The 24,839-nt window shown below is 72.4% G+C and carries 21 protein-coding genes; 16 read left to right on the plus strand and 5 right to left on the minus strand.

Annotation, left to right across the window (positions count from 1 at the left end; all coding sequences use genetic code 11):
- The first annotated feature begins 38 nt into the window (after positions 1-38).
- From J5X86_RS39230 to J5X86_RS39240, 3 genes are all read left to right on the plus strand, one after another.
- Complete coding sequence (locus J5X86_RS39230; protein ID WP_078639932.1) at positions 39-1,235, plus strand: argininosuccinate synthase; 1,197 nt, start codon at positions 39-41, stop codon at positions 1,233-1,235.
- Between the two features lie 131 nt (positions 1,236-1,366).
- Positions 1,367-2,797, plus strand: a complete 1,431-nt coding sequence (gene argH / locus J5X86_RS39235) for an argininosuccinate lyase (protein ID WP_208521424.1) — start codon at positions 1,367-1,369, stop codon at positions 2,795-2,797.
- Positions 2,798-2,821: 24 nt separating this feature from the next.
- Entirely contained in the window at positions 2,822-3,811 is a 990-nt protein-coding gene (locus tag J5X86_RS39240) for an aldo/keto reductase (RefSeq protein WP_208521425.1), read from the plus strand.
- Positions 3,812-3,952: 141 nt separating this feature from the next.
- Here the strand turns inward: J5X86_RS39240 and J5X86_RS39245 are convergent, their stop codons facing one another.
- Positions 3,953-4,780 (minus strand): alpha/beta fold hydrolase, encoded by an 828-nt coding sequence (locus tag J5X86_RS39245; RefSeq protein ID WP_208521426.1) that lies wholly within the window; start codon positions 4,778-4,780, stop codon positions 3,953-3,955.
- A 372-nt stretch (positions 4,781-5,152) separates the two neighbouring features.
- Positions 5,153-5,848, minus strand: a complete 696-nt coding sequence (locus tag J5X86_RS39250) for a 1-acyl-sn-glycerol-3-phosphate acyltransferase (RefSeq protein ID WP_240450789.1) — start codon at positions 5,846-5,848, stop codon at positions 5,153-5,155.
- A gap of 240 nt (positions 5,849-6,088) precedes the next feature.
- On the opposite strand from J5X86_RS39250, the gene J5X86_RS39255 reads away from it, so the two are divergent.
- The 3 genes from J5X86_RS39255 (at position 6,089) to J5X86_RS39265 (ending at position 8,540) form a co-directional block, all read left to right on the plus strand.
- Complete coding sequence (locus J5X86_RS39255) at positions 6,089-7,258, plus strand: glycerophosphodiester phosphodiesterase (RefSeq protein ID WP_208521427.1); 1,170 nt, start codon at positions 6,089-6,091, stop codon at positions 7,256-7,258.
- A 135-nt stretch (positions 7,259-7,393) separates the two neighbouring features.
- Positions 7,394-7,915: a sigma-70 family RNA polymerase sigma factor gene (locus J5X86_RS39260; protein ID WP_208521428.1), complete on the plus strand. Its 522-nt coding sequence runs from the start codon at positions 7,394-7,396 to the stop codon at positions 7,913-7,915.
- Positions 7,916-8,036: 121 nt separating this feature from the next.
- Positions 8,037-8,540, plus strand: coding sequence for a GNAT family N-acetyltransferase (locus J5X86_RS39265; RefSeq protein WP_078639926.1), 504 nt, complete (start codon positions 8,037-8,039; stop codon positions 8,538-8,540).
- Between the two features lie 106 nt (positions 8,541-8,646).
- On the opposite strand, the gene J5X86_RS39270 is transcribed toward J5X86_RS39265, so the two are convergent.
- Positions 8,647-9,114 (minus strand): hypothetical protein, encoded by a 468-nt coding sequence (locus J5X86_RS39270; RefSeq protein ID WP_208521429.1) that lies wholly within the window; start codon positions 9,112-9,114, stop codon positions 8,647-8,649.
- Positions 9,115-9,157: 43 nt separating this feature from the next.
- Positions 9,158-9,526: a hypothetical protein gene (locus tag J5X86_RS39275; protein WP_059147974.1), complete on the minus strand. Its 369-nt coding sequence runs from the start codon at positions 9,524-9,526 to the stop codon at positions 9,158-9,160.
- 148 nt (positions 9,527-9,674) lie between these two features.
- Here J5X86_RS39275 and J5X86_RS39280 point away from each other — a divergent pair, with 148 nt between their 5' ends.
- The 9 genes from J5X86_RS39280 to J5X86_RS39320 all read left to right on the plus strand — a co-directional run bounded on the left by J5X86_RS39280 (position 9,675) and on the right by J5X86_RS39320 (position 22,560).
- Positions 9,675-10,322: an HAD-IA family hydrolase gene (locus J5X86_RS39280; RefSeq protein ID WP_208521430.1), complete on the plus strand. Its 648-nt coding sequence runs from the start codon at positions 9,675-9,677 to the stop codon at positions 10,320-10,322.
- A gap of 403 nt (positions 10,323-10,725) precedes the next feature.
- On the plus strand, positions 10,726-11,781 hold the full coding sequence (locus J5X86_RS39285; RefSeq protein WP_208521431.1) for a methionine ABC transporter ATP-binding protein: 1,056 nt from the start codon (positions 10,726-10,728) through the stop codon (positions 11,779-11,781).
- The gene (locus tag J5X86_RS39290; RefSeq protein ID WP_208521432.1) at positions 11,778-12,566 is read left to right on the plus strand and encodes a methionine ABC transporter permease; all 789 of its coding nucleotides are present in this window, start codon (positions 11,778-11,780) and stop codon (positions 12,564-12,566) included. The genes J5X86_RS39285 and J5X86_RS39290 overlap by 4 nt, the downstream gene beginning before the upstream one ends.
- Before the next feature lie 104 nt (positions 12,567-12,670).
- Positions 12,671-13,492, plus strand: a complete 822-nt coding sequence (locus J5X86_RS39295) for a MetQ/NlpA family ABC transporter substrate-binding protein (protein ID WP_208521433.1) — start codon at positions 12,671-12,673, stop codon at positions 13,490-13,492.
- Between the two features lie 207 nt (positions 13,493-13,699).
- Complete coding sequence (locus tag J5X86_RS39300; RefSeq protein WP_208521434.1) at positions 13,700-14,347, plus strand: GNAT family N-acetyltransferase; 648 nt, start codon at positions 13,700-13,702, stop codon at positions 14,345-14,347.
- A gap of 291 nt (positions 14,348-14,638) precedes the next feature.
- Positions 14,639-15,892 (plus strand): precorrin-6y C5,15-methyltransferase (decarboxylating) subunit CbiE, encoded by a 1,254-nt coding sequence (cbiE, locus tag J5X86_RS39305; RefSeq protein ID WP_208521435.1) that lies wholly within the window; start codon positions 14,639-14,641, stop codon positions 15,890-15,892.
- 280 nt (positions 15,893-16,172) lie between these two features.
- Positions 16,173-20,303 carry a nicotinate-nucleotide--dimethylbenzimidazole phosphoribosyltransferase gene (gene cobT, locus J5X86_RS39310; RefSeq protein ID WP_208521436.1) on the plus strand — a complete coding sequence of 1,377 codons (4,131 nt, stop codon included), beginning with the start codon at positions 16,173-16,175 and terminating at the stop codon, positions 20,301-20,303.
- 137 nt (positions 20,304-20,440) lie between these two features.
- The gene (gene cobA / locus J5X86_RS39315; RefSeq protein ID WP_208521437.1) at positions 20,441-21,661 is read left to right on the plus strand and encodes a uroporphyrinogen-III C-methyltransferase; all 1,221 of its coding nucleotides are present in this window, start codon (positions 20,441-20,443) and stop codon (positions 21,659-21,661) included.
- 80 nt (positions 21,662-21,741) lie between these two features.
- On the plus strand, positions 21,742-22,560 hold the full coding sequence (locus J5X86_RS39320; RefSeq protein ID WP_086711564.1) for an RNA methyltransferase: 819 nt from the start codon (positions 21,742-21,744) through the stop codon (positions 22,558-22,560).
- A gap of 205 nt (positions 22,561-22,765) precedes the next feature.
- On the opposite strand, the gene J5X86_RS39325 is transcribed toward J5X86_RS39320, so the two are convergent.
- On the minus strand, positions 22,766-24,085 hold the full coding sequence (locus J5X86_RS39325; protein ID WP_243982603.1) for a serine/threonine-protein kinase: 1,320 nt from the start codon (positions 24,083-24,085) through the stop codon (positions 22,766-22,768).
- A 306-nt stretch (positions 24,086-24,391) separates the two neighbouring features.
- Between J5X86_RS39325 and J5X86_RS39330 the strand changes: the two genes are divergently transcribed.
- Positions 24,392-24,628, plus strand: coding sequence for a hypothetical protein (locus J5X86_RS39330; protein ID WP_078639914.1), 237 nt, complete (start codon positions 24,392-24,394; stop codon positions 24,626-24,628).
- Positions 24,629-24,839 lie beyond the last annotated feature (211 nt).

The following is a 24,839-nucleotide window of genomic DNA, read 5'->3' on the forward strand; positions in this document are numbered from 1 at the left end:
GCACGCATGGATCGTCAATGGATCGTAAGGAGGCACCCGTGACCGAGCGCGTCGTACTCGCCTACTCGGGCGGTTTGGACACGTCCGTCGCCATCGGCTGGATCGCCGAGGAGACGGGTGCCGAGGTCGTCGCCGTCGCCGTGGACGTCGGCCAGGGCGGTGAGGACCTGGACGTGATCCGCAAGCGCGCGCTCGCCTGCGGGGCGGTCGAGGCGGAGGTCGCGGACGCGAAGGACGAGTTCGCCGAGGAGTACTGCCTTCCGGCGATCAAGGCCAACGCGCTGTACATGGACCGCTACCCGCTGGTGTCCGCGCTGTCCCGGCCGACGATCGTGAAGCACCTGGTCGCCGCCGCCCGCAAGCACGGCGCCGGGACCGTCGCCCACGGCTGCACCGGCAAGGGCAACGACCAGGTGCGGTTCGAGGCGGGCATCTCCTCCCTCGCCCCCGATCTGACCTGCATCGCGCCGGTCCGGGACTATGCGATGACCCGGGACAGGGCGATCGCCTTCTGCGAGGCCAAGGGCCTGCCGATCGCTACCACCAAGAAGTCCCCGTACTCGATCGACCAGAACGTCTTCGGGCGGGCCGTGGAGACCGGCTTCCTGGAGGACATCTGGAACGCGCCGATCGAGGACGTGTACGAGTACACCTCCAACCCGGCCACCCCGCGCGAGGCCGACGAGGTGATCATCACCTTCGACAAGGGCGTCCCCGTCGCGATCGACGGCGAGCCGGTCACCGTGCTGCAGGCCATCCAGCGGCTCAACGAGCGGGCGGGCGCCCAGGGCGTCGGCCGGATCGACATGGTCGAGGACCGGCTGGTGGGGATCAAGTCACGGGAAGTCTACGAGGCGCCCGGCGCCATCGCCCTGATCACCGCCCACCAGGAGCTGGAGGCCGTCACCGTCGAGCGCGAGCTGGCCCGCTACAAGCGGCAGGTCGAGCAGCGCTGGGGCGAGCTGGTCTACGACGGTCTGTGGTTCTCGCCGCTCAAGCGGGCGCTGGACGGCTTCATCGCCGAGGCGAACGAGCAGGTCTCCGGCGAGATCCGGATGACCCTGCACGGCGGCCGGGCCGTCGTCACCGGACGGAAGTCGCAGGCGTCGCTCTACGACTTCAACCTGGCGACCTACGACAGCGGCGACACCTTCGACCAGTCGCTGTCCAAGGGCTTCATCGAGATCTTCGGGATGTCCAGCAAGATCGCCGCGAAGCGGGATCTGCAGCAGTAGCCTGCGTACCAGACGTAAGCCCGCGTACGAGACGTGCGAGACGTACGAGACGTGCGCGACCACATCGAAGCCGCCTCCCCGCCCCGCGGCGGGGAGGCGGTCGCACACCCCCTGGCCTGAGGAGCAACAGCGTGAGCAACGGCAACAGCGGCGACGTCCGGCTCTGGGGCGGCCGCTTCGCCGACGGCCCGTCCGAGGCACTGGAGAAGCTCAGCGCCTCCGTGCACTTCGACTGGCGCCTGGCGCCGTACGACATCGCCGGATCCCGCGCCCACGCCCGGGTGCTGCACACGGCGGGGCTGCTCACCGCCGATGAGCTGGAGCGGATGCTGGCGGGCCTGGACCGGCTGGAGGCCGATGTCGCCTCCGGCGACTTCACCGGCACCATCGCCGACGAGGACGTGCACACCGCGCTGGAGCGCGGGCTGCTGGAGCGGCTCGGCCCGGACCTCGGCGGCAAACTGCGGGCCGGACGGTCCCGCAACGACCAGATCGCCACCCTCTTCCGGATGTATCTGCGCGATCACGCCCGGATCCTCGGCGGGCTGATCGCCGACCTCCAGCAGGCCCTGGTGGGGCTCGCGGAGGCGCACCCCGACGTCGCGATGCCCGGCCGTACGCACCTCCAGCACGCCCAGCCGGTGCTCTTCGCCCACCATGTCCTCGCCCATGTCCAGGCGCTGTCGCGGAACGCGGAGCGGCTGCGGCAGTGGGACGAGCGCACCGCCGTCTCGCCGTACGGCTCGGGCGCGCTGGCCGGATCCTCGCTCGGGCTCGACCCGCAGGCGGTCGCGGCCGACCTCGGCTTCGAGCGGGGCTCGTCCGCCAACTCGCTCGACGGCACGGCCTCCCGTGACTTCGTCGCCGAGTTCGCGTTCATCACCGCGATGATCGGCGTCGATCTGTCGCGGATCGCGGAGGAGATCATCCTCTGGAACACGAAGGAGTTCTCCTTCGTGACCCTCCACGACGCCTTCTCCACCGGCTCCTCGATCATGCCGCAGAAGAAGAACCCGGACATCGCGGAGCTCGCGCGCGGCAAATCCGGCCGGCTGATCGGCAACCTCACCGGGCTGCTGGCCACGCTCAAGGCCCTGCCGCTCGCGTACAACCGCGACCTCCAGGAGGACAAGGAGCCGGTCTTCGACTCCTGCGATCAGCTGGAGGTGCTGCTCCCGGCCTTCACCGGGATGATGGCGACGCTGACCGTCAACCGCGAGCGCATGGAGGAGCTGGCCCCGGCCGGGTTCTCGCTCGCCACCGACATCGCCGAATGGCTGGTGCGGCAGGGCGTGCCGTTCCGGGTGGCGCACGAGGTCGCGGGGGAATGCGTCAAGGAGTGCGAGCTGACGGGCATCGAGCTCGACCAGCTCACCGATGAGCAGTTCGCCAAGATCTCCCCGCATCTGACGCCGGAGGTACGCGGCGTCCTCAATGTGCCGGGCGCGCTGGCCGCGCGCGACGGCCGCGGCGGCACCGCCCCCGTGGCGGTGCGGGCCCAGCTCGTGGAGGTCAAGGAGGACCTGGCCGCTCAGTACGCATGGGCCGGCGCCAAGCGCTGAAACGGAGAGGTGGGGACTTAAGCCATGGGTTTCGAACGACTCGCGAAGATCGCGACCCCCGGGGCGGGGGCGGCCCGGATCGGGCTCGGCCTGGCCGCGGTCGGCCGCCCCGCCTATATCAACCTCGGCCGGGACCGGGACCTCCCGGCCGAGCGCCCGGTCGAGGTGATGCGGCAGCGCAGCCAGGAGTTGCTGGACGCCGCGTACGCCGCCGGGGTGCGCTATCTGGACGCGGCGCGCTCCTACGGCCGGGCCGAGGAGTTCCTCGCCGACTGGCTGCGCGACCGCCCGGACGCCGCGCGGAATGTGGTGGTCGGCTCCAAGTGGGGCTATACGTATGTCGCGGACTGGCGTACCGACGCCGAGACGCACGAGGTCAAGGACCATGGCGTCCAGACCTTCGAGCGGCAGCGCGGGCTGACCGACGCGCTGCTCGGCGACCGGCTGGACCTGTACCAGATCCACTCGGTGACCCCCGACAGCCCCGCCCTCACCGACCGCGAACTGCAGGCGCGGCTGGCGGAGCTGGCCGCCGAGGGGGTGACGGTCGGCGTGTCCACCAGCGGTCCGCGCCAGGCCGAGGCGATCCGCGCGGCGCTGGCCGTGGAGGTCGAAGGGCGCCCGCTCTTCCGTACCGTCCAGTCCACCTACAACCTGCTGGAGCCCTCGGCCGGGGCGGCGCTGGCCGAGGCCCATGCGGCGGGCCGGGCGGTCATCGTCAAGGAAGCCGTGGCCAACGGCCGGCTCACCGAGGCGGCCGAGCGGCTCCCGGCGGCCCTGCGCCAGGTGGCCGAGGAGACGGGCGCGACTCCGGACGCCGTCGCGCTGGCCGCGGTCCTGCACCGTCCCTGGGTGAGCGTCGTCCTCTCCGGCGCCGCCACCACGGCCCAACTGCGCTCGAATCTGGCCGCCGCCGACCTCCGCCTGGACGAGCGTCAGCTCACCGAGCTGGAGCGGCCGGCCGAAACCCCGGAGACCTACTGGCACCACCGCTCCGAGCTGCCCTGGTCCTGACCCCTCGCGGGGCCGTCGGCACCCTGGCAGGTGCGGTGCTCTCGGCGCCGCCGGTTGGGCATGGGGTGAGTCGGCTGCTTCCAGCCCGGCCGGCGTTTGAGGCCACGCCCGAAGGGCGTGCGGGGGACGGGGGAGACTCGCCTACACCGCGCTCAGGAACGAACGGACCGCGCGGGCGTACGGCCGAGGCGCGTCGTCGTGGATCCAGTGACCGCACCCGGCGAATTCGCGGAGCCTCGTGTTGGGGCGGCGGGCGGCCATCTCGTGGGCGTGGCCCGGCGGCAGCAGCGAGCTGTGCTCGCCGCGCATCAGCAGCGCGGGGCAGGAGGAGCCCAGCCAGTCGTCCCAGAAGTCACCGCACATGGCCTGCTGGGACGCCATCATATGGCTGGGCTCGAACAGCAGCCGCCAGCCGCCCGTTTGGGGGTCCCGTTCGGCGCTGTCGAGGAAGTACGAGGCGTCCGGAATGCCCCGGGACTCGATGTCGGAGCGCAGCTTCTCCCGGTCCACGGCCCAGGTCGGCCACCCCGAGACGTCGAGCACCGGATGGCTGACCACCGGACGGCCCGTCACCGCGCCGATGTCCTCGACGACGAGCGCGCTCACCAGGTCCGGATGGCGGGCGGCCAGGGCGTACGCGCCGACCGCGCCGGTGGAGTGGGCGACGACCGGGACCGGGCCCAGACGCAGCTCCCGCAGCAGTGCGGCGGCGTCGGCCACGTACTCGTCCAGCGTGAACGGGCCACCGCCGCCGGTCAGCCCGTGCCCCCGCTGATCGAGGGCGATCACCCGCCGTTCCGGGGCGAGGGCGGCGGCCAGGGGCGCGTACATCCTGCCCCGGCCGAAGTGGCCGTGCAGGGCCAGCACCGGGTCGCCCGGTCCGCCGAAATCGGTCAGGGCGAATCGCCGACCGCGCAGCGTCAGGAAGTCGGGGGAGGGCACGGTCACTGTGGTCACCCGCGGCACCATAGTGCCCGGGCCCGGTGGTGACCAGCGGGTAGCGGAATCTGATCTTCCGCCACGATGCCGACGGGCGACGCCGACCGGAGCCGACAACTCGCCCTGCCCGGCAGGTTGGCCGGAACGCCATGCGACGGCGGTTCCGCCGCAGCGGAGGCGGCGGATTCGCCCGGACGTGTAGGGGGCGGCTCGCCAGAACGGGGCGGGGCCGCGGCCGGGCCGAACGTGAGGCGGCGGTTTCGCCGGAAGTGCGGCGCCGGCGGCTCGCCCGAAGGCGTAAAGGCCGGGCCGTCACCCGCGGTGAGCTGACGGCCCGCGACGTGCGGGCCGTGCTGCTCGCCGCTCGCCGCTCGACAGAGCCTCGGCGGTTCGCCCGAAACGTCAGGCCGCCGCCTTCGCCTTCGTGGCGTAGATGTCCACGTACTCCTGACCCGACAGCCGCATCACGTGGCTCATCACCTCGTCGGTCACGGCCCGCAGCACATAGCGGTCGCGGTCCATGCCCTCGTAGCGGGTGAACTCCAGCGGCTCGCCGAAACGGACCTGCACCCGGCCCGGCCGCGGCAGCCCCTTGCCGCCCGGCTGGATCCGGTCGGTTCCGATCATCGCGAACGGCACCACGGGCGCGCCGGTCATCAGCGCGAGGCGGGCGATGCCGGTACGGCCGCGGTAGAGGCGGCCGTCGGGGGAGCGGGTGCCCTCGGGGTAGATGCCGAAGACCCGGCCCTCCTCCAGCACCCGGCGCCCCGTCATCAGCGCCGCGACGCCGCCGCGTCCGCCGTCCCGGTCCACCGGGATCATGCCGACGCCGGTGAAGAACCAGGCCATCAGCCGACCCTTGAGGCCCTTGCCCGTGACGTACTCGTCCTTGCCGATGAAGAAGACCTGACGGTCACAGACCAGCGGCAGGATCATCGAGTCGATGAAGGTGAGATGGTTTCCGGCGAGGATCACCGGGCCCGAGCCCGGAATGCCCTCGGCCCCCTCGACCCGTGGGCGGAACATCAGGCGCATCAGCGGACCGAGTACTGCCTTCAGAAACGCGAATCGGGACACGGGCCCTCCGGTCGGGGTCAAGGTCTGGGGCGCACCGTTGTACGGTCCGTCAACCTCGTACCGCACCGGAGCGCCGATGAGGACGATACTCGCCGGTTGCGCCCCGGCGCACACCAGGTTCACCCACCTGGTACGCAGTGTTGACCCGCGTTCCCTCCGTGTTTCGTCCGATGTCTCCCGTACGAAAGCTGCCCACGCCTACCATCAGCCCATCTTCTGACTGGATTTGACAGGTGTTGAACACCACATCAAGGAGTGCAGATGGAGCGGGAGCAACAGCCCGGACGGCGCGCCCTTCTGGGGGCCGCGGCCCTCGGTGCGGGAGCGGTGGCGCTGAGCGGTGCGGGCACGGCGACGGCCGCGGGCACACAGTCGGCGCCGGGCGCGGCGGCTGCCGCGGGGACGTCCGGCCGGGGCCATGAGCTGCCGGTTCCCACCGTGATCGGCCACCGCGGCGCCAGCGGCTACCGGCCCGAGCACACCCTCGGCTCCTACCAGCTCGCCCTGGACATGGGCGCGGACATCGTCGAGCAGGACGTGGTCCCCACCAAGGACGGCCATCTGGTCTGCCGCCACGAGAACGACATCACGGCCACCACGGACGTCTCCGCGCACCCGGAGTTCGCCGACCGCAAGACCACCAAGACGGTCGACGGCACCAAGCTCACCGGCTGGTTCACCGAGGACTTCACCCTCGCCGAGCTGAAGACGCTGCGCGCCAAGGAGCGCATCCCGGGCAACCGTCAGCGCAACACCCTCTACGACGGCCGCTGGGAGGTGCCCACCTTCGAAGAGGTGCTCCAGTGGGCCGAGCGCGAGGGCCGCAAGCGCGGTCGCCGCGTGTGGTTGTACGTGGAGACCAAGCACCCCACCTACTTCCGCAAGCTGGGCCTCGGCCTCGAGGAGCCGCTGGCCAAGCTGCTGCGCCGGTACGGCCGCCACAAGAAGGACGCGGCGCTGTTCCTCCAGTCCTTCGAGCCGAGCAGCATCCAGCGGCTGCGCAAGCTGGTCGGCACCCCGTCCGTCGTGCTGCTGTCCACCGTCGACAGCCGGCCCTGGGACTTCGTCGAGGCGAACGACCCGCGTACGGTCGCGGACCTGGTCAAGCCCGAGGGGCTCAAGTGGATCGCGAGCTACGCCCAGGGCATCGGCCCCGATCTGTCGGTCATCATCCCGCGGACGCCGGACGGCAAGCTGGGCACGCCGACCAGCGTGGTGAAGGACGCGCACGCGGCGGGGCTGATCCTGCACCCGTACACCATGCGCAACGAGAACACCTTCCTCCCGGCCGACTTCCGCCGCGGCACCGACCCCAACGCCTACGGTGACGCTTTCGGGGCGTTCAAGGCATACTTCGCGACCGGAATTGACGGCATCTTCTCCGACAATGCGGACACTGCCCTTCTCGCGGCGGCGGACTTCCGCAAGTAGTCCGCACGGAGTCCGTACGCAGGGGGTGACGGCGGGGCCGCGCGAGCGTCAAGGCGCGGCCCCGCCGCTTCCCCGGTCGGGTGAGACCACGGTCACCCGGCAACCACCCCACGACCTGGCCTCGTCCCGCCCGGCATGGACCTTGTGAAGCAACTGGGCCCGCTGCTGGCCGCCGAAGCGGCGGCCGAGGCATACGGCGTCGGCGTCGAGCCCGCCGAACTCGAACAGGCCGTCTGGCTACGGCTGCTGGAACGCACCCGGGACACCGGACCGCCGCCCCACCCCGCCCGCTGGCTGCGCTGCGCCGTACGGGCCGAGGTGCGCGGGGCCAGGCGCCGGGCGCGCCGTGAGGTGCCGTACGACCCGATGGCCGGCGGCCCGCTCAGCGGCCCCGAGTCCCACCCCGCCGAACACGCCGTACTGACCGCGGAGACCCGCCGGACGCTGCGCGCTGCGGTGCGGCGGCTGCCCGGCCGCTGCCCCGCGCTGCTCGCGGCGATGCTCTCCCGCTCCGACCTCACGTACCGCGAGATCGCGCACCAGTTGGGAATGTCACAGGGCAGTCTGGGCCCGGTACGTTCCCGATGTCTGGCTTGCCTGCGCAGAATGCTCATGGCGGAGGTTGCGGCTCCTGAACCATGGGGAAAGGAGCGATAGACAACCGGCGCCTCGGAGGCGGACGCCCACCATGCGGCGCCTCCACCCAGGCCATGAACCCTCGGTCGCACTCCTACCCTCACCGCGGCCGGGGGACTGAGAATAGGGGAGGCATGCGCACATGGGCATGAGCGTGACCATCTCCGCGGCGACCGCGGACGACGCCGAGCAGATCCTGAAGCTGCAATATCTGTGCTACCAGGGCGAGGCGGAGCTCTACGGCGACTACTCGATCGAACCGCTGACGCAGTCGCTCGACGACCTGCGCGCCGAACTGAGCGGGGGCTGCGTGCTCGTCGCCCGGCTCGGCGCGGAGGTCGTCGGCTCGGTCCGCGGAGTCGTCGACGACAAGGGGACCGCCGCCATCGGCAAGCTGATCGTCCACCCGCGGATGCAGCGGCACGGCCTGGGCGGACGGCTGCTCGCGGCCATCGAGGGGCGGCTGACCGAGGACCGGGCCGCCAAGCGGTACCGCCTGTTCACCGGCCACCGCAGCGAGGGCAATCTGCGGCTGTACCGCCGCTACGGCTACGCCCAGGTGGGCACCGAGGAGGTCAACCGCCGGCTGAGCCTGGTGACCCTGGAGAAGGACGCCACGGCCGCCGCGTACGCGGCCAGCGCTTAGGCCGCGGCCTTGACGCGGCCGGTTGCCGGGCGGGCTGGACTGCCGGCCCGCCCGGCGACCGGGGGCCGGGCTCAGGGGCGGAGCCCCGGCAGACCCGCGGCCTCGGTCAGGCCCGCGACGCCGTATCCGGTGCGTCCCGGCGGGCCTTGCGCAGCCACAGCAGGCCCGTGACCGGCAGGAAGATCGGGATGAACAGATAGCCCATCCCGTAGTCGGACCACACCGTCTGGTCGGGGAAGGCAGAGGGGTCGGCAAGGGTCCAGGTCCCCACGGTCAGCACCCCCACCAGCTCCGCCGCACAGCAGACCATCGCCGCCTTGCGCGCGCCCTCGCCGCCGCGCACCAGCGAGACCGTGATGAACGCGTACACCACGGCGGAGACCGCCGAGAGGATGTAGGCGAGCGGGGCCTCCTGGTACTGGGCGATCAGCTGGTAGATCGAGCGGGACGCGGCGGCCACGGTGAAGACCCCGTAGAGCAGCACCAGCAGCCGCCCGGGGCCCTGCCCCAGTCCGGTGCGCGCGGCCGTTTCCGTCGTCCCGGCCGTCGTCCCGGCCGCCGAGTCCTCAGCCATCGACGCCTCCCGTGCTCCCCGTGTCTCCCGCGTCTCCCGTGAATCAGCCACCGACGCCTCCCCAGATGTCGTACAGCCGCACCTCGAGCACGGCCAGCACCACGGCCGCCGCGGAGACCGTCGCCGAACCCCAGCGGGTCCGCTCCGTGAGCGACATGAACGCCGCGACCGGCACCGCGAGCGCCGAGCCGATGAGATAGGCCACGAAGATGGCCACCCCCTGCTGCGGGTCGGCGCCGCCCGCCAGCCGCACCACTCCTATGACCAGCTGCACGATCGCCAGCAGCGCCACCACGGCCATGCCGATGAAGTGCCAGTCCTTGGTCGGCTGGTCCCGGTAGGCGGCGAAGCCGCACCACGCGGCGAGGAGGAGCGCGGTCACACCGAGCGCGACCGTCAGCGCGTCGATCAACGGGACCTCCGCGCGGTGCGGCGGCGCACCCGAGGGCGGCGCACACAGGGAGTGACAAGCATGGGACGAGGGTAATCGGCCCGCCCGGCCGTGCTGCGCTCGGCCCCGCGCCGGAGGGCGTCCGCGACCCCCACGTACGCTGCGGCTCATGAAGATCTCCGCTGACGCGCTGTTGTTCGACAACGACGGAACCCTCGTCTCCTCCCTGGACTCGGTGCATCGCTGCTGGACCCGCTGGGCCGAGGAGCAGGGGATTCCGGCGGAGGACTTCGCGGCGGTCGAGCTGCACGGCCGCCCGGCGGACGACATCATCGCCGATCTGCTCCCCGCCGACCGCGCCCCGCGGGCCCGGGCGCGCATCGACGAGCTGGAGCTGGAGGATGTACCGGGCGGGGTGAAGCTGCTCCCCGGCACCGCCGAACTGCTGGCGGGGCTGCCCGCCGCGCGCTGGGCCGTGGTCACCTCCGCCAACCGTCCGCTGGCCGAGGCCCGCCTGGCCGAGGTGGCGATACGCCCCGGAACGCTGATCACCTCCGACGACATCACCCGCGGCAAGCCCGACCCCGAGCCGTTCCTGCTGGCGGCCGAGCGGCTCGGAGTCGACCCGGCACGCTGTGTGGTCTTCGAGGACGCCCCGGCCGGGCTCACGGCGGGCCGCGCGGCCGGGATGCGGACCGTGGCATTGACCACAACGACCGCCCGCGAGGAGCTGGTCGCCGACATCGTGGTCGAGGACCTGTCGGCCGTGTCCGCACGGCTCCTCGACGGGGGAGTGGAGATCACCTGCCGGGTCTGAACCGGACCCCGGCGACCCCCTCCCACCGTCCACGGACCGGTCAAGAGCGTCCGCTATACGGACATGCTTGATGGGTTCGTACGCGTGTCTGCTTTACTTGCAGCCATGACCACGACGAGCTGCCGCATCCCTGCGACCGAGGCGAACCCCACGCCCGGTGCTCGTTGTCGGTGTCGAATGTGTGACTGCTGAGGGCCCCTGCCTGAGCCTCGCGCCCCGAAGCGAGACCGGCTGAGCCGCACCCGTGCGCCCAGCGCGCCGGGCCGCGCCGCCCCGCGTCACCGGAACCCGAAACGCGCCCACACATCGCGCATCCCCTCGGGTCCCCCCTGCCGCGTTCCGAAATGAACGAGCCGTGCCCGGCGGCACCAACCGCCGTGCACTCAACAGTGACGGAAACCCTGTGATCACCACCACGGACCTGACCAAGGTCTACCGCTCACGAGGCCGCGAGGTCACCGCCCTCGACGGCGTCGATCTGCATGTCCGCGAGGGTGAGGTGTACGGCGTCGTCGGCCAGAGCGGCGCCGGGAAGTCCACCCTCATCCGCTGCGTCAACCTCCTGGAGCGCCCCACCTCCGGCACGGTCACCGTGGCCGGCCAGGACCTGACCGCACTCGCCGGGCGCGGCCAGAGCGCCGGCTCCGCGCTGCGCCAGGCCCGCAGCCGTATCGGCATGGTGTTCCAGCACTTCAACCTGCTCTCCTCGCGCACCGTGCGGGACAACGTCGAGCTGCCCCTGGAGATCCTCGGCGTCTCCGGCAAGGAGCGCACCCGCAAGGCCCTGGAGCTGCTGGAACTGGTGGGCCTCAGCGACAAGGCCAAGGCGTACCCCGCGCAGCTCTCCGGCGGCCAGAAGCAGCGCGTCGGCATCGCCCGCGCGCTCGCCGGCGACCCCAAGGTGCTGCTCTCGGACGAGGCGACCTCCGCGCTCGACCCCGAGACCACCCGCTCGATCCTCCGGCTGCTGCGCGACCTCAACGAGCAGCTCGGCCTGACCGTGCTGCTCATCACGCACGAGATGGACGTCGTCAAGACGATCTGCGATTCGGCCGCGCTGATGCGCGACGGCCGGATCGTGGAGTCCGGCCAGGTCAGCGAGTTGCTGGCGACGCCCGGCTCCGAACTGGCCCAGGAGCTCTTCCCGGTCGGCGGGGTGCCCTCGGGCGAGGACCGTACGGTCGTGGACGTCACCTTCCAGGGCGAGGCGGCCACCAAGCCGGTCATCTCCCAGCTGTCCCGTACGTACAACATCGACATCTCGATTCTGGGCGCCGCGATGGACACCGTCGGCGGCCACCAGGTCGGCCGGATGCGGATCGAGCTGCCCGGCCGGTTCGAGGAGAACGTCGTCCCGATCGGCTTCCTGCGGGAGCAGGGCCTGCAGGTCGATGTGGCGGCCATCGCCGACGGCCCGCGTGCGAACCCGACCCCGCTGCTCAAGGAGGGCGCCAAGTGACCTGGTCCGAGATGGAGCCCCTGCTGGAGCAGGCCTGTTGGGACACCCTCTACATGGTCGGCTGGTCGGCGGTGATCGCCGTCGTCGGCGGACTGCCGCTCGGTGTGCTGCTGGTCCTGACCGACCGCGGCGGAGTGCTGCGGAACGTCGTGGTGAACAAGGTCGTCGGGCAGATCGTCAACGTCGCCCGCTCGATGCCGTTCATCATCCTGATGGTCGCCCTGATCTCCTTCACCCGCGCGATCGTGGGCACCACCATCGGCCCCGAGGCCGCGATCGTGCCCCTGGCGATTGGCGCCATCCCCTTCTACGCCCGGCTCGTGGAGACCTCGGTGCGCGAGGTGGACGGCGGGCTGGTCGAGGCCGTGCAGTCGATGGGCGGCTCCACCTGGACCGTCGTCCGCAAGGTGCTGCTGCCCGAGTCGCTGCCCGCGCTGATCTCCAGCGCGACCACCACGATCGTCGCGCTCATCGGCTACTCCGCGATGGCCGGCACGGTCGGCGCCGGTGGCCTCGGTGACCTGGCGGTCCGCTACGGCTATCTGCGGTTCGAGACCAAGCTGATGTGGATCACCGTCGCCATCCTCGCGGTGGTCATCTCCGTCATCCAGTTCGCGGGCGATCTCGCCGCCCGCGGCCTGTCGCACCGCGGCCGCTCCTCGGTCGCCCCGCGGCTGGTGCTGCTGCGCGGCGGCGCGTCCCGGGCCGGGAAGCCCGCTCCGGCCCCGGAGCGGCAGGCCGCGCCCGCCGAGATCGAGTCCGTGGAGCCGACCAAGGTCCCCTGAGCCCCCAGCCACTCCCTGTATCCGCGTCCCCCCGTACCACCCGCCCGTCATTCCGCTTCCGCACCCGCGGCGGATTCGCGCGCCCTCGAAGAAAGGCACTTTTCGTGCGTAACACCACCAAGACCGTCACCACCGTCCTCGCCGCCGGCGCGCTCGCCCTCGGCGCCGCCGCCTGCAGCCCCTCGTCCTCCGACGACAAGAACGGCGCGCTGGTCGTCGCCGCGAGCCCGGTCCCGCACGCGGAGATACTCAACTACGTCAAGGACCACCTGGCCGACAAGGCGGGCCTCAAGCTCGAGGTCAAGGAGTTCACCGACTACAACACGCCGAACCTCTCCACCCAGGACGGCTCGGTCGGCGCCAACTACTTCCAGAACCAGCCGTTCCTGGACGACTTCAACAAGAAGAAGGGCACCGACATCGTGCCCGTCGTCACCGTGCACCTCGAGCCGCTCGGCCTCTACTCGCACAAGGTGAAGAAGGCCGGCGAGCTCAAGAAGGGCGCCACCGTGGCCGTCCCGAGCGACACGGTCAACGAGGCCCGCGCGCTGAAGCTGCTGGACGCCAATGGGGTCATCAAGCTCAAGAGCGGCGTCGGCAACGAGGCCACCCCCAAGGACATCGTCACCAACCCCAAGGGCCTGAAGTTCAAGGAACTGGAGGCCGCCCAGCTGCCGCGGTCGCTCGACGACGTGGACGCCGCGGTCGTCAACGGCAACTACGCCATCGAGGCGCACCTCAAGCCCGCCAAGGACGCCATCCTCCTCGAATCGCCCAAGAACAACCCGTACGCCAACTTCCTGGCCGTGAAGAAGGGCAACGAGGACGACCCGCGCGTCAAGAAGCTGGCCAAGCTCCTCACCTCCCCCGAGGTGAAGAAGTACATCAAGGACCAGTACCAGGGCTCCGTGCTGGCGTCCTTCTGATTTCGCGGCGCGCCGCCACACCACCGCGACACCACCGCAACGATCGCGCCAACCTTCCCGCCCACCAGCGGATCCCCAGGGCTCCGCATCCGGACCACAACCGGATGCGGGGCCTTCCGATTCACCCCCCGTGCTGCATTCTCCCTGCGTGATGCTGCATGCTGGGCCTCTCTACGGCCCTGAAACGACCCGGTTACGGAGCGGCGCATGACACCCACCTTCCCGGACATCTCCATCAGCACGGAACGGCTGGTGCTGCGCCCGTTCGAGGAAGCGGACATACCCGCGCTCGCGGACATGATGAACGACGAACACATCATCGCCTGGACCCGGGCGCCCAATCCGTACAGCCCCGCCGACGCCCGCGACCAGGCGCTGCGGCTCGCCCCGGCGGAACGGACCACCGGCCGGGGAATCGTCTTCGCGGTCGCCGAATTCCTCACCCAGCGGCTGGTCGGCATCGTGCATCTGAGCCATACCGACTGGAGATTGCTGGCCACCGAGGCCAGCTATATCGTCGCCCCCTGGGCGCGCGGTGAGGGCTATGCCTCGGAGGCCGTGCTGGCCGTGGCCCGCTGGCTGTTCCAGGACCAGAAGTTCGAGCGCCTGGAGCTGCGCACCGCCGCCGGCAACACCGCCGCCCAGCAGGTCGCCCAGAAGGTCGGCTGTATCAGCGAGGGTGTGTTGCGCAACGCCTGGATAGCCCGGACCCAGACGGAGGACGGCGGCTGGACCGATATGCGCACCGACCTCATCGTCTGGAGTCTGCTCGCCGAGGATCTCGACGGCACCCCCGACCGGATCTCCGGACCTGAGGGCTTCGGCGTCTATCCCACCTACTCCGACTGGGGCTGACGCCCCACCGCGCCCCGCCCGGGGCGGAGATCCGGCGCATTCGCGCCGTCCGCGCCCCCGGTGCACCACCCCCGCGCCCGCCCCCGCTCCGGCGGTCCGGACCAGCCGGGGTACTCTTCGTCCGCGCCGAACACCCGCGCCTTGGCCGCATCCGGGACCGCGCCCCGCGCACCCGCGGCGCACCGGCCGCGACCCGCCCGTGAACCCTCACAGGCACACCACGCGACGCACACGGCCCACCGCGACGCACCGACAGACCCGACCCGCCACACATAGGGGAGAACAAGGACGATGGCCGACCGCGTCACGGTGATCGGTTGGGACGGCACCCCGCTCACGGACGCGGCCCGCTCCGCCCTCGCGGCGGCCACCCTCGTGGCCGGCGCCGCCCACCACCTGGCGCTGCCCGAAGTCCCGCCCGGTGCCGAACGGATCCGGCTCGGCAGCGTGGACCTCGCGGCCCGCAGGATCGCCCAGCACCGCGGCTCCGCCGTGGTCCTGGCCGACGGTGACCCCGGCTTCTTCGGCGTCGTCCGCGCCCTGCGCGCCCCCGAGCACGGACTCGAGGTCGAGGTCGTCCCCGCCGTCTCCGCCGTCGCCGCCGCCTTCGCCCGGGCCGGGATGCCCTGGGACGACGCCCAGGTCGTCGTCGCCCACAGCCGCGATCTGCGCCGGGCGGTCAACGTCTGCCGCGCCCACACCAAGGTCGCCGTCCTCACCTCGCCCGGCGCCGGCCCCGCCGAACTCGCACTGCTGCTCGGCCCCGTGCACCGCACCTTCGTCATCTGCGAGGCGCTGGGCACCGAACGCGAGCAGGTCACCGTCCTGACCTCCGACAAGGCCGCCGACCACGCCTGGCGCGACCCCAACGTAGTCATCGTCATCGGCGGCTCCGGCATAACTCCCGTCCGCGGCGGCCCGGCGGCCGGTGCCGCCCGTGGCGCGCTGCAGAGCGGCGGCTGGATCGCCGGACGCGACCCCGGCTACCCGGGCGCCGTCCGCGGCTGGGCGCTGCCCGGCCCCGCGTACGGGACCGTGCTGGGCGAGAGCGAGTCCCCGCAGCTGCGCGCCCTCCAACTCGCCCGCATCGGCCCCCGCCTGGGCGACCTGGTCTGGGACATCGGAGCGGGCAGCGGCGCGGCGGCCGTCGAGACCGCCGGGTTCGGCGCCGCCGTCATCACCGTCGACCGCGACCCGGACGCCTGCGAGCGCACCGACACCCTGGCCCGCCGCTTCGGCGTACAGCTCCAGGTCGTCCAGGGCGTCGCCCCCGAGGTGCTGGAGGACCTGCCGGAACCGGACGTGGTACGGATCGGCGGAGGGGGCGCGTCCGTCGTCGCCGCGTGCGCCGCGCGCCGCCCCGAGCGCATCGTCACCCACGCCGCGACTCGCGACGAGGCGGAGGCCATCGGCCAGGCGCTGGAGGACGGCGGCTACGCCGTCGAATGCGTGCTGCTGCAGTCCGTCGAATTGGACACGCGGGGCTGGACCGAACGGGAGCGCGCGGTCGCCTTCATGCTCTGCGGCCACCGCCCGCACCAGTGATTTTGTCCTTGTGACGTTCGCCCCGAGCTTCGCCCCGGTGACCTGCCCCGGGCACCGCGCGGGGTAGGCTGGCGGATCGTTGTACTGCCTGTACCGCTGCCCGGCGTTCGGCGCTTTATTGGCCAAAGGCCGGAAAACGCCCCTTCCTTGAAGGGGTGGCGGTAGGCAAGCCTCGGGCGTGTCTACGTGCCGCGCACGGCGCATGCTCGTTCTTGCTCAGGGGGCTTGCTCTCGGCGGTAGGCGGTTGGAAGGAGCACTAACGATGGGCGAGGGGTACGCATGACCGACACCGGCCAGGTCCCGGGAGAGGGACTGCCGGAGAACGCAGGCGGACGACTCGGACATCCGCACCCGGCGGATGTCCATGCCCCGCCTGCCGACGCCGGTTACATCGAGCAGCCGCATCCCGGTGTCCCTCCCGGCGCCGCCTACACCTTCCTCGACGGGCCCGAACACGTCGGCGAGGAGGACGATCTGCTGCTGATGCCGGGCGCCCAGGGCGCCTGGAGCGAGCAGCAGGCCCAGTACCAGACCGGGGCGTACGAGGCGGGTGTGCTCGACCCCGGCGCCGCCGCGTACGCCGAGACCCAGATGCCCGAGCCGCAGCCCGTGGCGGAGCAGCCCCTACCGCAGTCGGCCCCCGCCCAGGCCGCGTACGCGGCGCCCGCCGCCCCCGCCCGGCGACCGCTCCACATGGGCCCGCCGGTGCCCGACAGCTCCAACGGCGTGGTGCGTTCGCTCGCCGACCGGGGCCCGGCCGCGGGCCGGCACGCCGCGCCCGTACGCCAGCCGGAGCCCGAGCCGCAGGCCGTACCGGAGCCACATCCGCAGGTGCCGCATCAGGTCGGGGCCCAGCCCGAGTACGGGCCGGGGCCGCAGCAGGGCGTTCCCGGGCCTGAGCAGAGCGGGATGGCGGAGCAGCAGTTCGCCGGGCCCGAGCACTTTGCCGGGCCCGAGCAGCAGTTCGCGGAGCCCGAGCAGTTCGCCGAGGCCGAGCAGCAGTTTGCCGCTCCTGAGCAGTTTGCCGAGGCCGAGCAGCAGTTCGCCACGCCTGAGCAGCTTGCCGCGCCTGAGCAGTTCGTCGTTCCCGAGCAGCCGGTCAAGCTTGAGCAGCCTCTGGCGGCCGACTACTCCACCGCACCCCAGTACGCCGCCGGGCCGCAGTACTTCACCCCGCAGCCCGACGACCTGAGTCGGCTCCCCGGGCCCCAGCTCGCGGACCTCCCGCAGATGGTCGACGCCCCGCAGCCGGGGGACGCCTGGGACTCCACGCCGCCTGCGCAGCAGGCCGCGCAGGCCGCTGCGCCCGCGCCCGCTCCCGCGGAGATGGCCGGTACGGCCGAGGAGCCTCCGGTCGTGGAGGGGCCCGAAGCGGAGCCCGCTCTTCAGCAGTTCGCCCAGCCCGAGGCGATGGCGCCGGAGGCGCAGCCGGTCACGATGGACCAGACGTACGGGGACCCGGCGGTCGCGGACCCGCACCAGATGGGCGCGACGATCCCGGCCCAGGCCGGGGAGCCCGTCATGGAGCCCGCCCCAGAGGCCGCCGTGGCCGAGGAGCAGGTCCTCGACATCCCGGCCCAGGCCCAGACCGAGCCCGTCACCGAACAGCCCGAGGCCCAGCCCGCCCCCGCCCCGGTCGCGGAGGCCGTACCGGAGATCCCGGCGCAGCTGGCCCATGAGCCGGTCACGGCCGAGGAGCCGTACGCCCCCGCCGTCGAGGAACTCCCGGATCAGCCCGCCGAAACGGTGGAGCAGGCCGCGGTGGACCCGGCACTCTCGATAGTGGCCGAAGTGGCCGAAGTGGCCGAAGTGGCCGAAGTGGCCGAAGTGGCCGAAGTGGGCGAAGTGGGCGAAGTGGCCGACGAGCCGCCTCAGCCTGAGGAGGCAGCCGCTGAGGAGCCGGCCGCTGCCGAGACGCCTCAGCAGGAGGCGCCCGTCGAGCCGGAGGCCGAGGCCGAAGCGGAGGTCGTACCGGAGGCGGAGGCAGCGGCGTCGGAGGAGCCCGCCGAGACGCCTGAGCAGGCGGCGGCCGAGCCGGAGCCCGAGCCGATCGCCGAGACGGAGACCGTGGCCGAGGCAGCGGAGCAGTCCCCGGTGGAGCAGGCTCCCGAGGCCGAAGCGGCGGACACCCCGGCGGCTGAGGCCACCGAGAGCGAAGCCACTGAGGCGGAGGCACCCGAGACCGCCGAGGCCGAGGCGGCGCCCGCCGAGCCGGACGCGGAAGCGGCGGCCGAGGCAGCGCCGGAGGCCGGAGCCGAAGCCACCGAGCCCGAGGCTGAGGCAGAGGCGGAGGCCCAGCCCACCGAGCCCGAGGCCACGACGCCCGAAACGGCACCCGAGGCCGAAGCCGAAGCCATCGAGCCGCAGGCCACCGAGCAGGAAGCCACGGAGCCGCAGACCGGTACCGCTGAGGCCGATAGCCCGGAAGCCGCCGAGCCCGCAGCCGCCGAGCCCGAGGCCGGCGCGACCGCAGCCCCCGAGCCCGAGGCCGGGACCGCCGAACCGGAGCCCACAGACCCGGAAGCCGCCGAACTCGAGGCGACCGCCTCCGAGCCGGCGCCCGAGCCCCAAACGGATCCCGACATGGCCACCGAGCCCGTAGCGGACGAGGCCCAGGAATCCACACCGGAGCCCGAGACCGACGCCGAAACCGAGCCCGAGCCGATCCCCATCGGCCCCCGCGCCGAGGGGTATGACGAGGCCGAGCGCGCCGCCGTCCACCGCGTGATGCGCGAGCGCCGGGACATCCGTAACGGCTTCCGGTCCGACCCCATCCCGCACGAGGTGCTGCTGCGCGTCCTCGAAGCGGCGCACACCGCGCCCAGCGTCGGGCACTCCCAGCCGTGGGACTTCGTCGTCATCCGCTCGGCGGAGACCCGGCGCGCCATGCATGAGCTGGCCATGCGCCAGCGGGACGCGTACGCCAAGTCCCTCCCCAAGGGCCGGGCCAAGCAGTTCAAGGAACTGAAGATCGAGGCCATCCTCGAGACCCCGGTCAACATCGTCGTCACCGCCGACCCCACCCGCGGTGGCCGCCACACCCTCGGCCGGCACACCCAGCCGCAGATGGCGCCGTACTCCTCCGCGCTCGCGGTGGAGAACCTGTGGCTCGCCGCCCGCGCCGAGGGCCTCGGCGTCGGCTGGGTCAGCTTCTTCGACGAGCGCGAGATGGTGCGGGAGCTCGGGCTGCCCGACCATCTGGAGATCGTGGCGTATCTGTGCGTCGGGTACGTCGACGAGTTCCCGCAGGAGCCGGAGCTGATGAAGGCCGGGTGGTCCAAGCGCCGCCCGCTGTCCTGGGTCGTCCACGAGGAGACGTACGGCCGCCGCACGCTGCCCGGCGGCGATCCGCACAACCTGCTCCAGGAGACCCTGCGGGGCATCCGCCCGCTGGACGCCAAGGCGCTCGGCGAGGCGTGGGAGCGGCAGAAGCGGATGACCAAGCCGTCGGGTGCGCTCGGCATGCTGGAGATCATCTCCGCCCAGCTGAGCGGGCTGTCCCGGCAGTGCCCGCCGCCGATCCCGGAGCCCGCGGCCGTCGCCATCTTCGCGGGCGACCACGGGGTGCACGCCCAGGGCGTCACCGCCTGGCCACAGGAGGTCACCAGCCAGATGGTGGCCAACTTCCTGGGCGGCGGCGCGGTCTGCAACGCCTTCGCCGCCCAGGTGGGTGCCGAGGTGTGCGTCGTGGACGTCGGGGTGGCGAGCGAGCTGCCCAGTACCCCCGGGCTGCTGCCGCGCAAGGTGCGGGCGGGCACCGGAGACTTCACCGTCGGCCCCGCGCTCACCCGCGAGGAGGTGCTGCGCGCCATCGAGGTGGGCATCGAGACGGCCCGCGATCTGGTGGCCGCCGGGAACAAGGCGCTGCTCACCGGAGAGATGGGGATCGCCAACACCACCGTGTCGGCCGCCCTGGTCTCCATCTACACCGGCGCCGACCCGGCCGAGGTGACCGGGCGCGGCACGGGCATCAACGACGAGATGCACGCGCGCAAGATCGATGTCGTACGGCGCGGTCTCGAGCTGCACCAGCCCGATCCGGCCGACCCCATCGGCGTCCTGTCGGCGATCGGCGGCCTGGAGCACGCCGCGATCACCGGGCTGCTGCTGGGCGGCGCCTCGCTGCGTACGCCCGTGATCCTGGACGGGGTGAGCGCGGGCGCCGCCGCGCTGGTCGCCCGGGCCATCGCGCCCGAGGTGCTGGCGGCCTGCATCGCGGGCCACCGCAGCGCCGAGCCGGGCCATGTGGCGGCCCTGAACAAGCTGGGTCTGCGTCCCCTGGTCGATCTGGATCTGCGGCTCGGCGAGGGCACCGGGGCGCTGCTCGCCCTCCCGGTGGTGCAGAGCGCCGCACGGGCGATGCACGAGGTGGCCACGTTCGACTCCGCAGGGGTCACGGAGAAAAACTGATGCGCGCCCCCGCCGCGTAGGGTGTCGGCGGGGGCTCCGCCCCAGAGTCGATCAAGCTCTAGTCGATCAAGCCCCAGTCGATCAGCCGCTCCAGCGCCGCAGCGGCCGCGCATTCGCACGAGGAGAGCCGCACCGCCATGTCCGAACACTTCGCATACCCCGTCGGACTGCGCCTTTCCGGGCGGTGTGTGGTCGTCCTCGGGGCGGGGCAGGTCGCCCAGCGCCGGCTGCCCGCGCTGATCGCGGCCGGTGCGGACATCCTGCTGATCTCCCCGTCCGCCACCGCCTCCGTCGAGGCCATGGCCGAGGCGGGGGAGGTGCGCTGGGAGCGCCGCCGCTACCAGGAGGGCGACTTCGAGGGCGCCTGGTACGTCCTGATCACCACGGACGACCCGGAGGCCAACGCCACCGCGTCCGCCGAGGCCGAGGCGCGCCGCATCTGGTGCGTCCGCAGCGACGACGCCGAGGCCGCCTCCGCCTGGACCCCGGCCACCGGGCGGAGCGAGGGCGTCACCGTCGCCGTGCTCACCGGACAGGACCCGCGCCGCTCCGCCGCCGTCCGGGACGCTGTGGTGGAGGGGCTGCGCGACGGCACCCTCACCGCGCCCCGCCACCGCACTTGCGGCCCGCGGGTGGCGCTGGTGGGCGGCGGGCCGGGCGATCCGGACCTGATCACCGTGCGCGGCCGCCGCCTCCTCGCCGAGGCGGACGTGGTGGTGGCCGACCGGCTCGGCCCGCGCGATCTGCTCGATGAACTCCCGCCGCATGTCGAGGTGATCGATGCGGCGAAGATCCCGTACGGCCGTTTCATGGCCCAGGAGGCGATCAACAACGCGCTGATCGAGCACGCCAAGGCGGGCAAGTCGGTCGTCCGCCTCAAGGGCGGCGACCCCTTCGTCTTCGGGCGCGGCATGGAGGAGGCGGAGGCGCTCGCCGAGGCCGGTATCCCGTGCACCGTCGTCCCCGGCATCTCCAGCTCCATCAGCGTCCCGGGTGCGGCCGGGATCCCGGTGACCCACCGGGGAGTCGCGCATGAGTTCACGGTGGTCAGCGGCCATGTCGCGCCCGACGACCCCAGCTCCCTGGTGGACTGGGCGGCGCTGGCCCGGCTGCGCGGCACGCTGGTGCTGCTCATGGCCGTGGAGAAGATCGGCGCCATCGCCGCGACCCTCGTCGCCCACGGCCGGGCCTCCGACACCCCCGTCGCCGTGGTCCAGGAGGGCACCACCCCGGCCCAGCGCCGGGTGGACGCGACCCTCGCCACCGTCGGGGAGAAGGTCGCGGCCGAGGGCGTACGGCCCCCGGCGGTCGTGGTGATCGGTGATGTGGTCGCCCTCTCGTCCCGTGACCACCGCTGACGTAAGCGGACGTAACCGCCGGTAACTTATTCGCGTCGGGCTCATTGGCACCGCATCCAGGACAAGGCAGTATCACTTAAGTGGCTGATCTCATCACCGTCGATGATCCGGACGACCCGCGGCTGCGCGACTACACGGGTCTGACCGATGTGGAGCTGCGACGCAAGCGGGAACCGGCCGAGGGCCTGTTCATCGCCGAAGGCGAGAAGGTGATCCGGCGCGCCCGCCTCGCCGGCTACGAGATGCGCTCGATGCTGCTGTCGTCCAAGTGGGTCGATGTGATGCGGGACGTCATCGAGGACGTCCCCGCCCCCGTCTACGCCGTCAGCCCCGAACTGGCCGAACGCGTGACCGGCTACCACGTCCACCGCGGCGCCCTCGCCTCCATGCAGCGCAAGCCGCTGCCGGACGCGGAGTCGGTCCTCCAGGGCGCCCGGCGCGTCGCCATCATGGAGTCCGTCAACGACCACACCAACACCGGCGCCATCTTCCGCAGCGCGGCGGCCCTCGGCATGGACGCCGTGCTCCTCTCCCCGGACTGCGCCGACCCCCTCTACCGGCGCTCGGTCAAGGTCTCCATGGGCGCCGTCTTCTCCGTGCCGTACGCCCGCCTGGAGAGCTGGCCGCGCGGGCTGGAGGCGGTCCGGGACGCCGGGTTCAAGATCCTCGCCCTGACCCCCGACGAGAAGGCCACCACCATCGACGACGCGGCCCCGCACCGCCTGGAGCGGGTCGCGCTGATGCTGGGCGCGGAGGGCGACGGGCTCTCCACCCAGGCGCTGATGGCGGCGGACGAGTGGGTCCGGATCCCGATGGCCCACGGCGTGGACTCGCTCAACGTGGGCGCGGCGGCGGCGGTCGCCTTCTACGCGGTCACCTCGGGCAGACCGGGGCTCTGACCCCTACGGGGTGTCCGGCGGACCACGCGACGTAGCCGCATATCGACGCTTTCCCCTCCCCGCCCCTTCCCACAGCGTCGATCTGCGGCTCGCCGCGTGGCAGGGGCTTCGCCCCTGGTCCGGGGTCTGGGGCGGAGCCCCAGTTTCGGGAAGGGGCGGGGCGGGGAGCAGCCCGCCGCAGGCGCCAAGACCCGTCGGACCCGCCCTAGCGGCCGTCAGGCTCGGCCGCCACCGAGTCCGGTGCCACCGACGAGACTGCCCCCGACCCCGTCGGCCCGTGCGGCGCGCCCAGGCCGTTCGCCGGGCCCTGACAGCCCTGCGCCGCCGCGATCCCCAGCGCCACCAGCAGCGTCACCACGACGAACACGGTCAGCCGCTGCCGCAGCAGCCGGCGGTTCGGCCCGCTGGGGCGGCGTCCGCCAGGCGAGGTGCGCACGGTGTTGGCCGGGCGCCCCGAGCGGTCCGTACGCGCGGGCGGCCGCGGGGCCCGGCGCTGCGCCTGCTGCGGACGCGCGGGGGTGTTTCGCCCCGTGGGGCGCCCCGAGGCCCCGCCGGTACTGGCTCCCGGCCGCGGGGACGGCGACCCGTTCCGCGGCGCCGGCGTACTGCCCGGGCGCCGCTCCGTGTGCTGGTCGGCGTACGCCTCGGGGCGCCGCGCCGGAGGGCGGCCCGGCCCGCCGCCGTAGCCCCCGGTGCCGTGCCCGTGCGCCTCGCGCGCCGCGATCTCCTTCAGCCGCAGCGACAGTTGCAGAGTGCTCGGCCGGTCCTCCGGATCCTTCGCCAGACAGGCGTGGAGCAGCGGCGCCAGGGCGTCGGGGACGCCCAGCAACTGCGGCTCCTCGTGCACCACCCGGTACAGCATCACCTCGGAACTGCCGTGCCCGAACGGCGAGTCCGCCGTCGAGGCGTACGCGAGCGTCGCGCCCAGCGCGAAGACGTCGGTCGCCGGGGTCACCGCCGCGCCCCGCACCTGCTCGGGCGCGAGGAAGCCGGGCGAGCCGACCGCCGTGCCGACGTGGGTGAGCGTGCTGGCCCCGGTCGCCCAGGCGATGCCGAAGTCGATGATGCGCGGGCCCTTGGGGGAGAGCAGGATGTTCGAGGGCTTGAGGTCACGGTGGACGACCCCCGCCTCGTGGACCGCCAACAGCCCCTCCGCCAGCGCCGACCCGATCGACGCGACCTGGGAGGCGGGCAGCGGGCCCTCCTCGTTCACCTTGTCGTGGAGGGAGGGGCCCGGTACGTACTGGGTGGCGAACCAGGGGCGGTCGGCCTCCAGGTCGGCGGCCACCAGCCGGGCCGTACAGCCGCCGCGGATCCGCCGCGCGGCGGAGACCTCCCGGGCGAACCGCGACCGGAACTCCCGGTCCTCGGCGAGATCCGGCCGGATCACCTTCAGGGCCACCCGCTGGCCGCGCCGGTCGGAGCCGAGGTAGACCACCCCCATGCCGCCCGCGCCGAGCCGCCGGTGCAGCCGGAAGGAACCGACGACACGCGGGTCCTCGCGCCGGAGCCGCATCATCGCCATGTCCGTCCCCTACCTCCGGTGGGGAGCCCGTCCCTTAACCCCTGGTGGGGAGCCCCATCCGCTGCCGTCTGCTTGCCGTTTGCCGCTGATCTGACGTCAGTCCGCCGCTGTTGTCCGTCGCCGTCCGTCTGACGTGCACAGCTTACGGATTGCCAGCCCCGCGCGCTGAGAGGCCGCGCATGCGTCGGCCGATGGATTGTCAGTGGTGCCTGAGATCCTGGAGAAGTGGGCCGGAATCGTGGCAATCCACGCTCGGCTCCGTGCTGCGTGATCTCAAGAGGCCGTCTCAGAAGGGGGATTGAGACCGTGAAGGGTGATCGTGTGGAGATAGTCGTGGATGCGGGGGACACGACGCGGACGTATGAAGTGGTGGCCAGCAGGGCGGGCCGGAGGGTCGAGACAGCGGTCCGGCGGGGGGTGGTGGAAGTGAGCGAAGTCACCCGTAATGGGTCCGTGGTGCGGACGGCCCGCTTCATGGCCAACCGCGTCCTGGCACTGGTGGAGCAGCCGGTGCCGCGGGGCGAGGAGGGAGACGGTGAGTAGAGCTCGCACGCGGTCGGAGGGGCACACTCCGGGGGCTCCGGAAGGGCTCCGGAAGGATCGATTCCCCGGACCCTTCCGGGAAGACCCCAAGGCGTGAGGGCGCATCTCCACCCAGGGGAGTAGTCGGCGCCTCCCGGGGTCATCCTCCGGGAGGCCCGGCAATCGGTACGAAGGCATGACGCCGGGGACCGGGGTGCGCGCCTAATGTTGT

Source organism: Streptomyces sp. NEAU-YJ-81 (assembly GCF_017592595.1).
GTDB lineage: Bacteria > Actinomycetota > Actinomycetes > Streptomycetales > Streptomycetaceae > Streptomyces > Streptomyces hygroscopicus_B.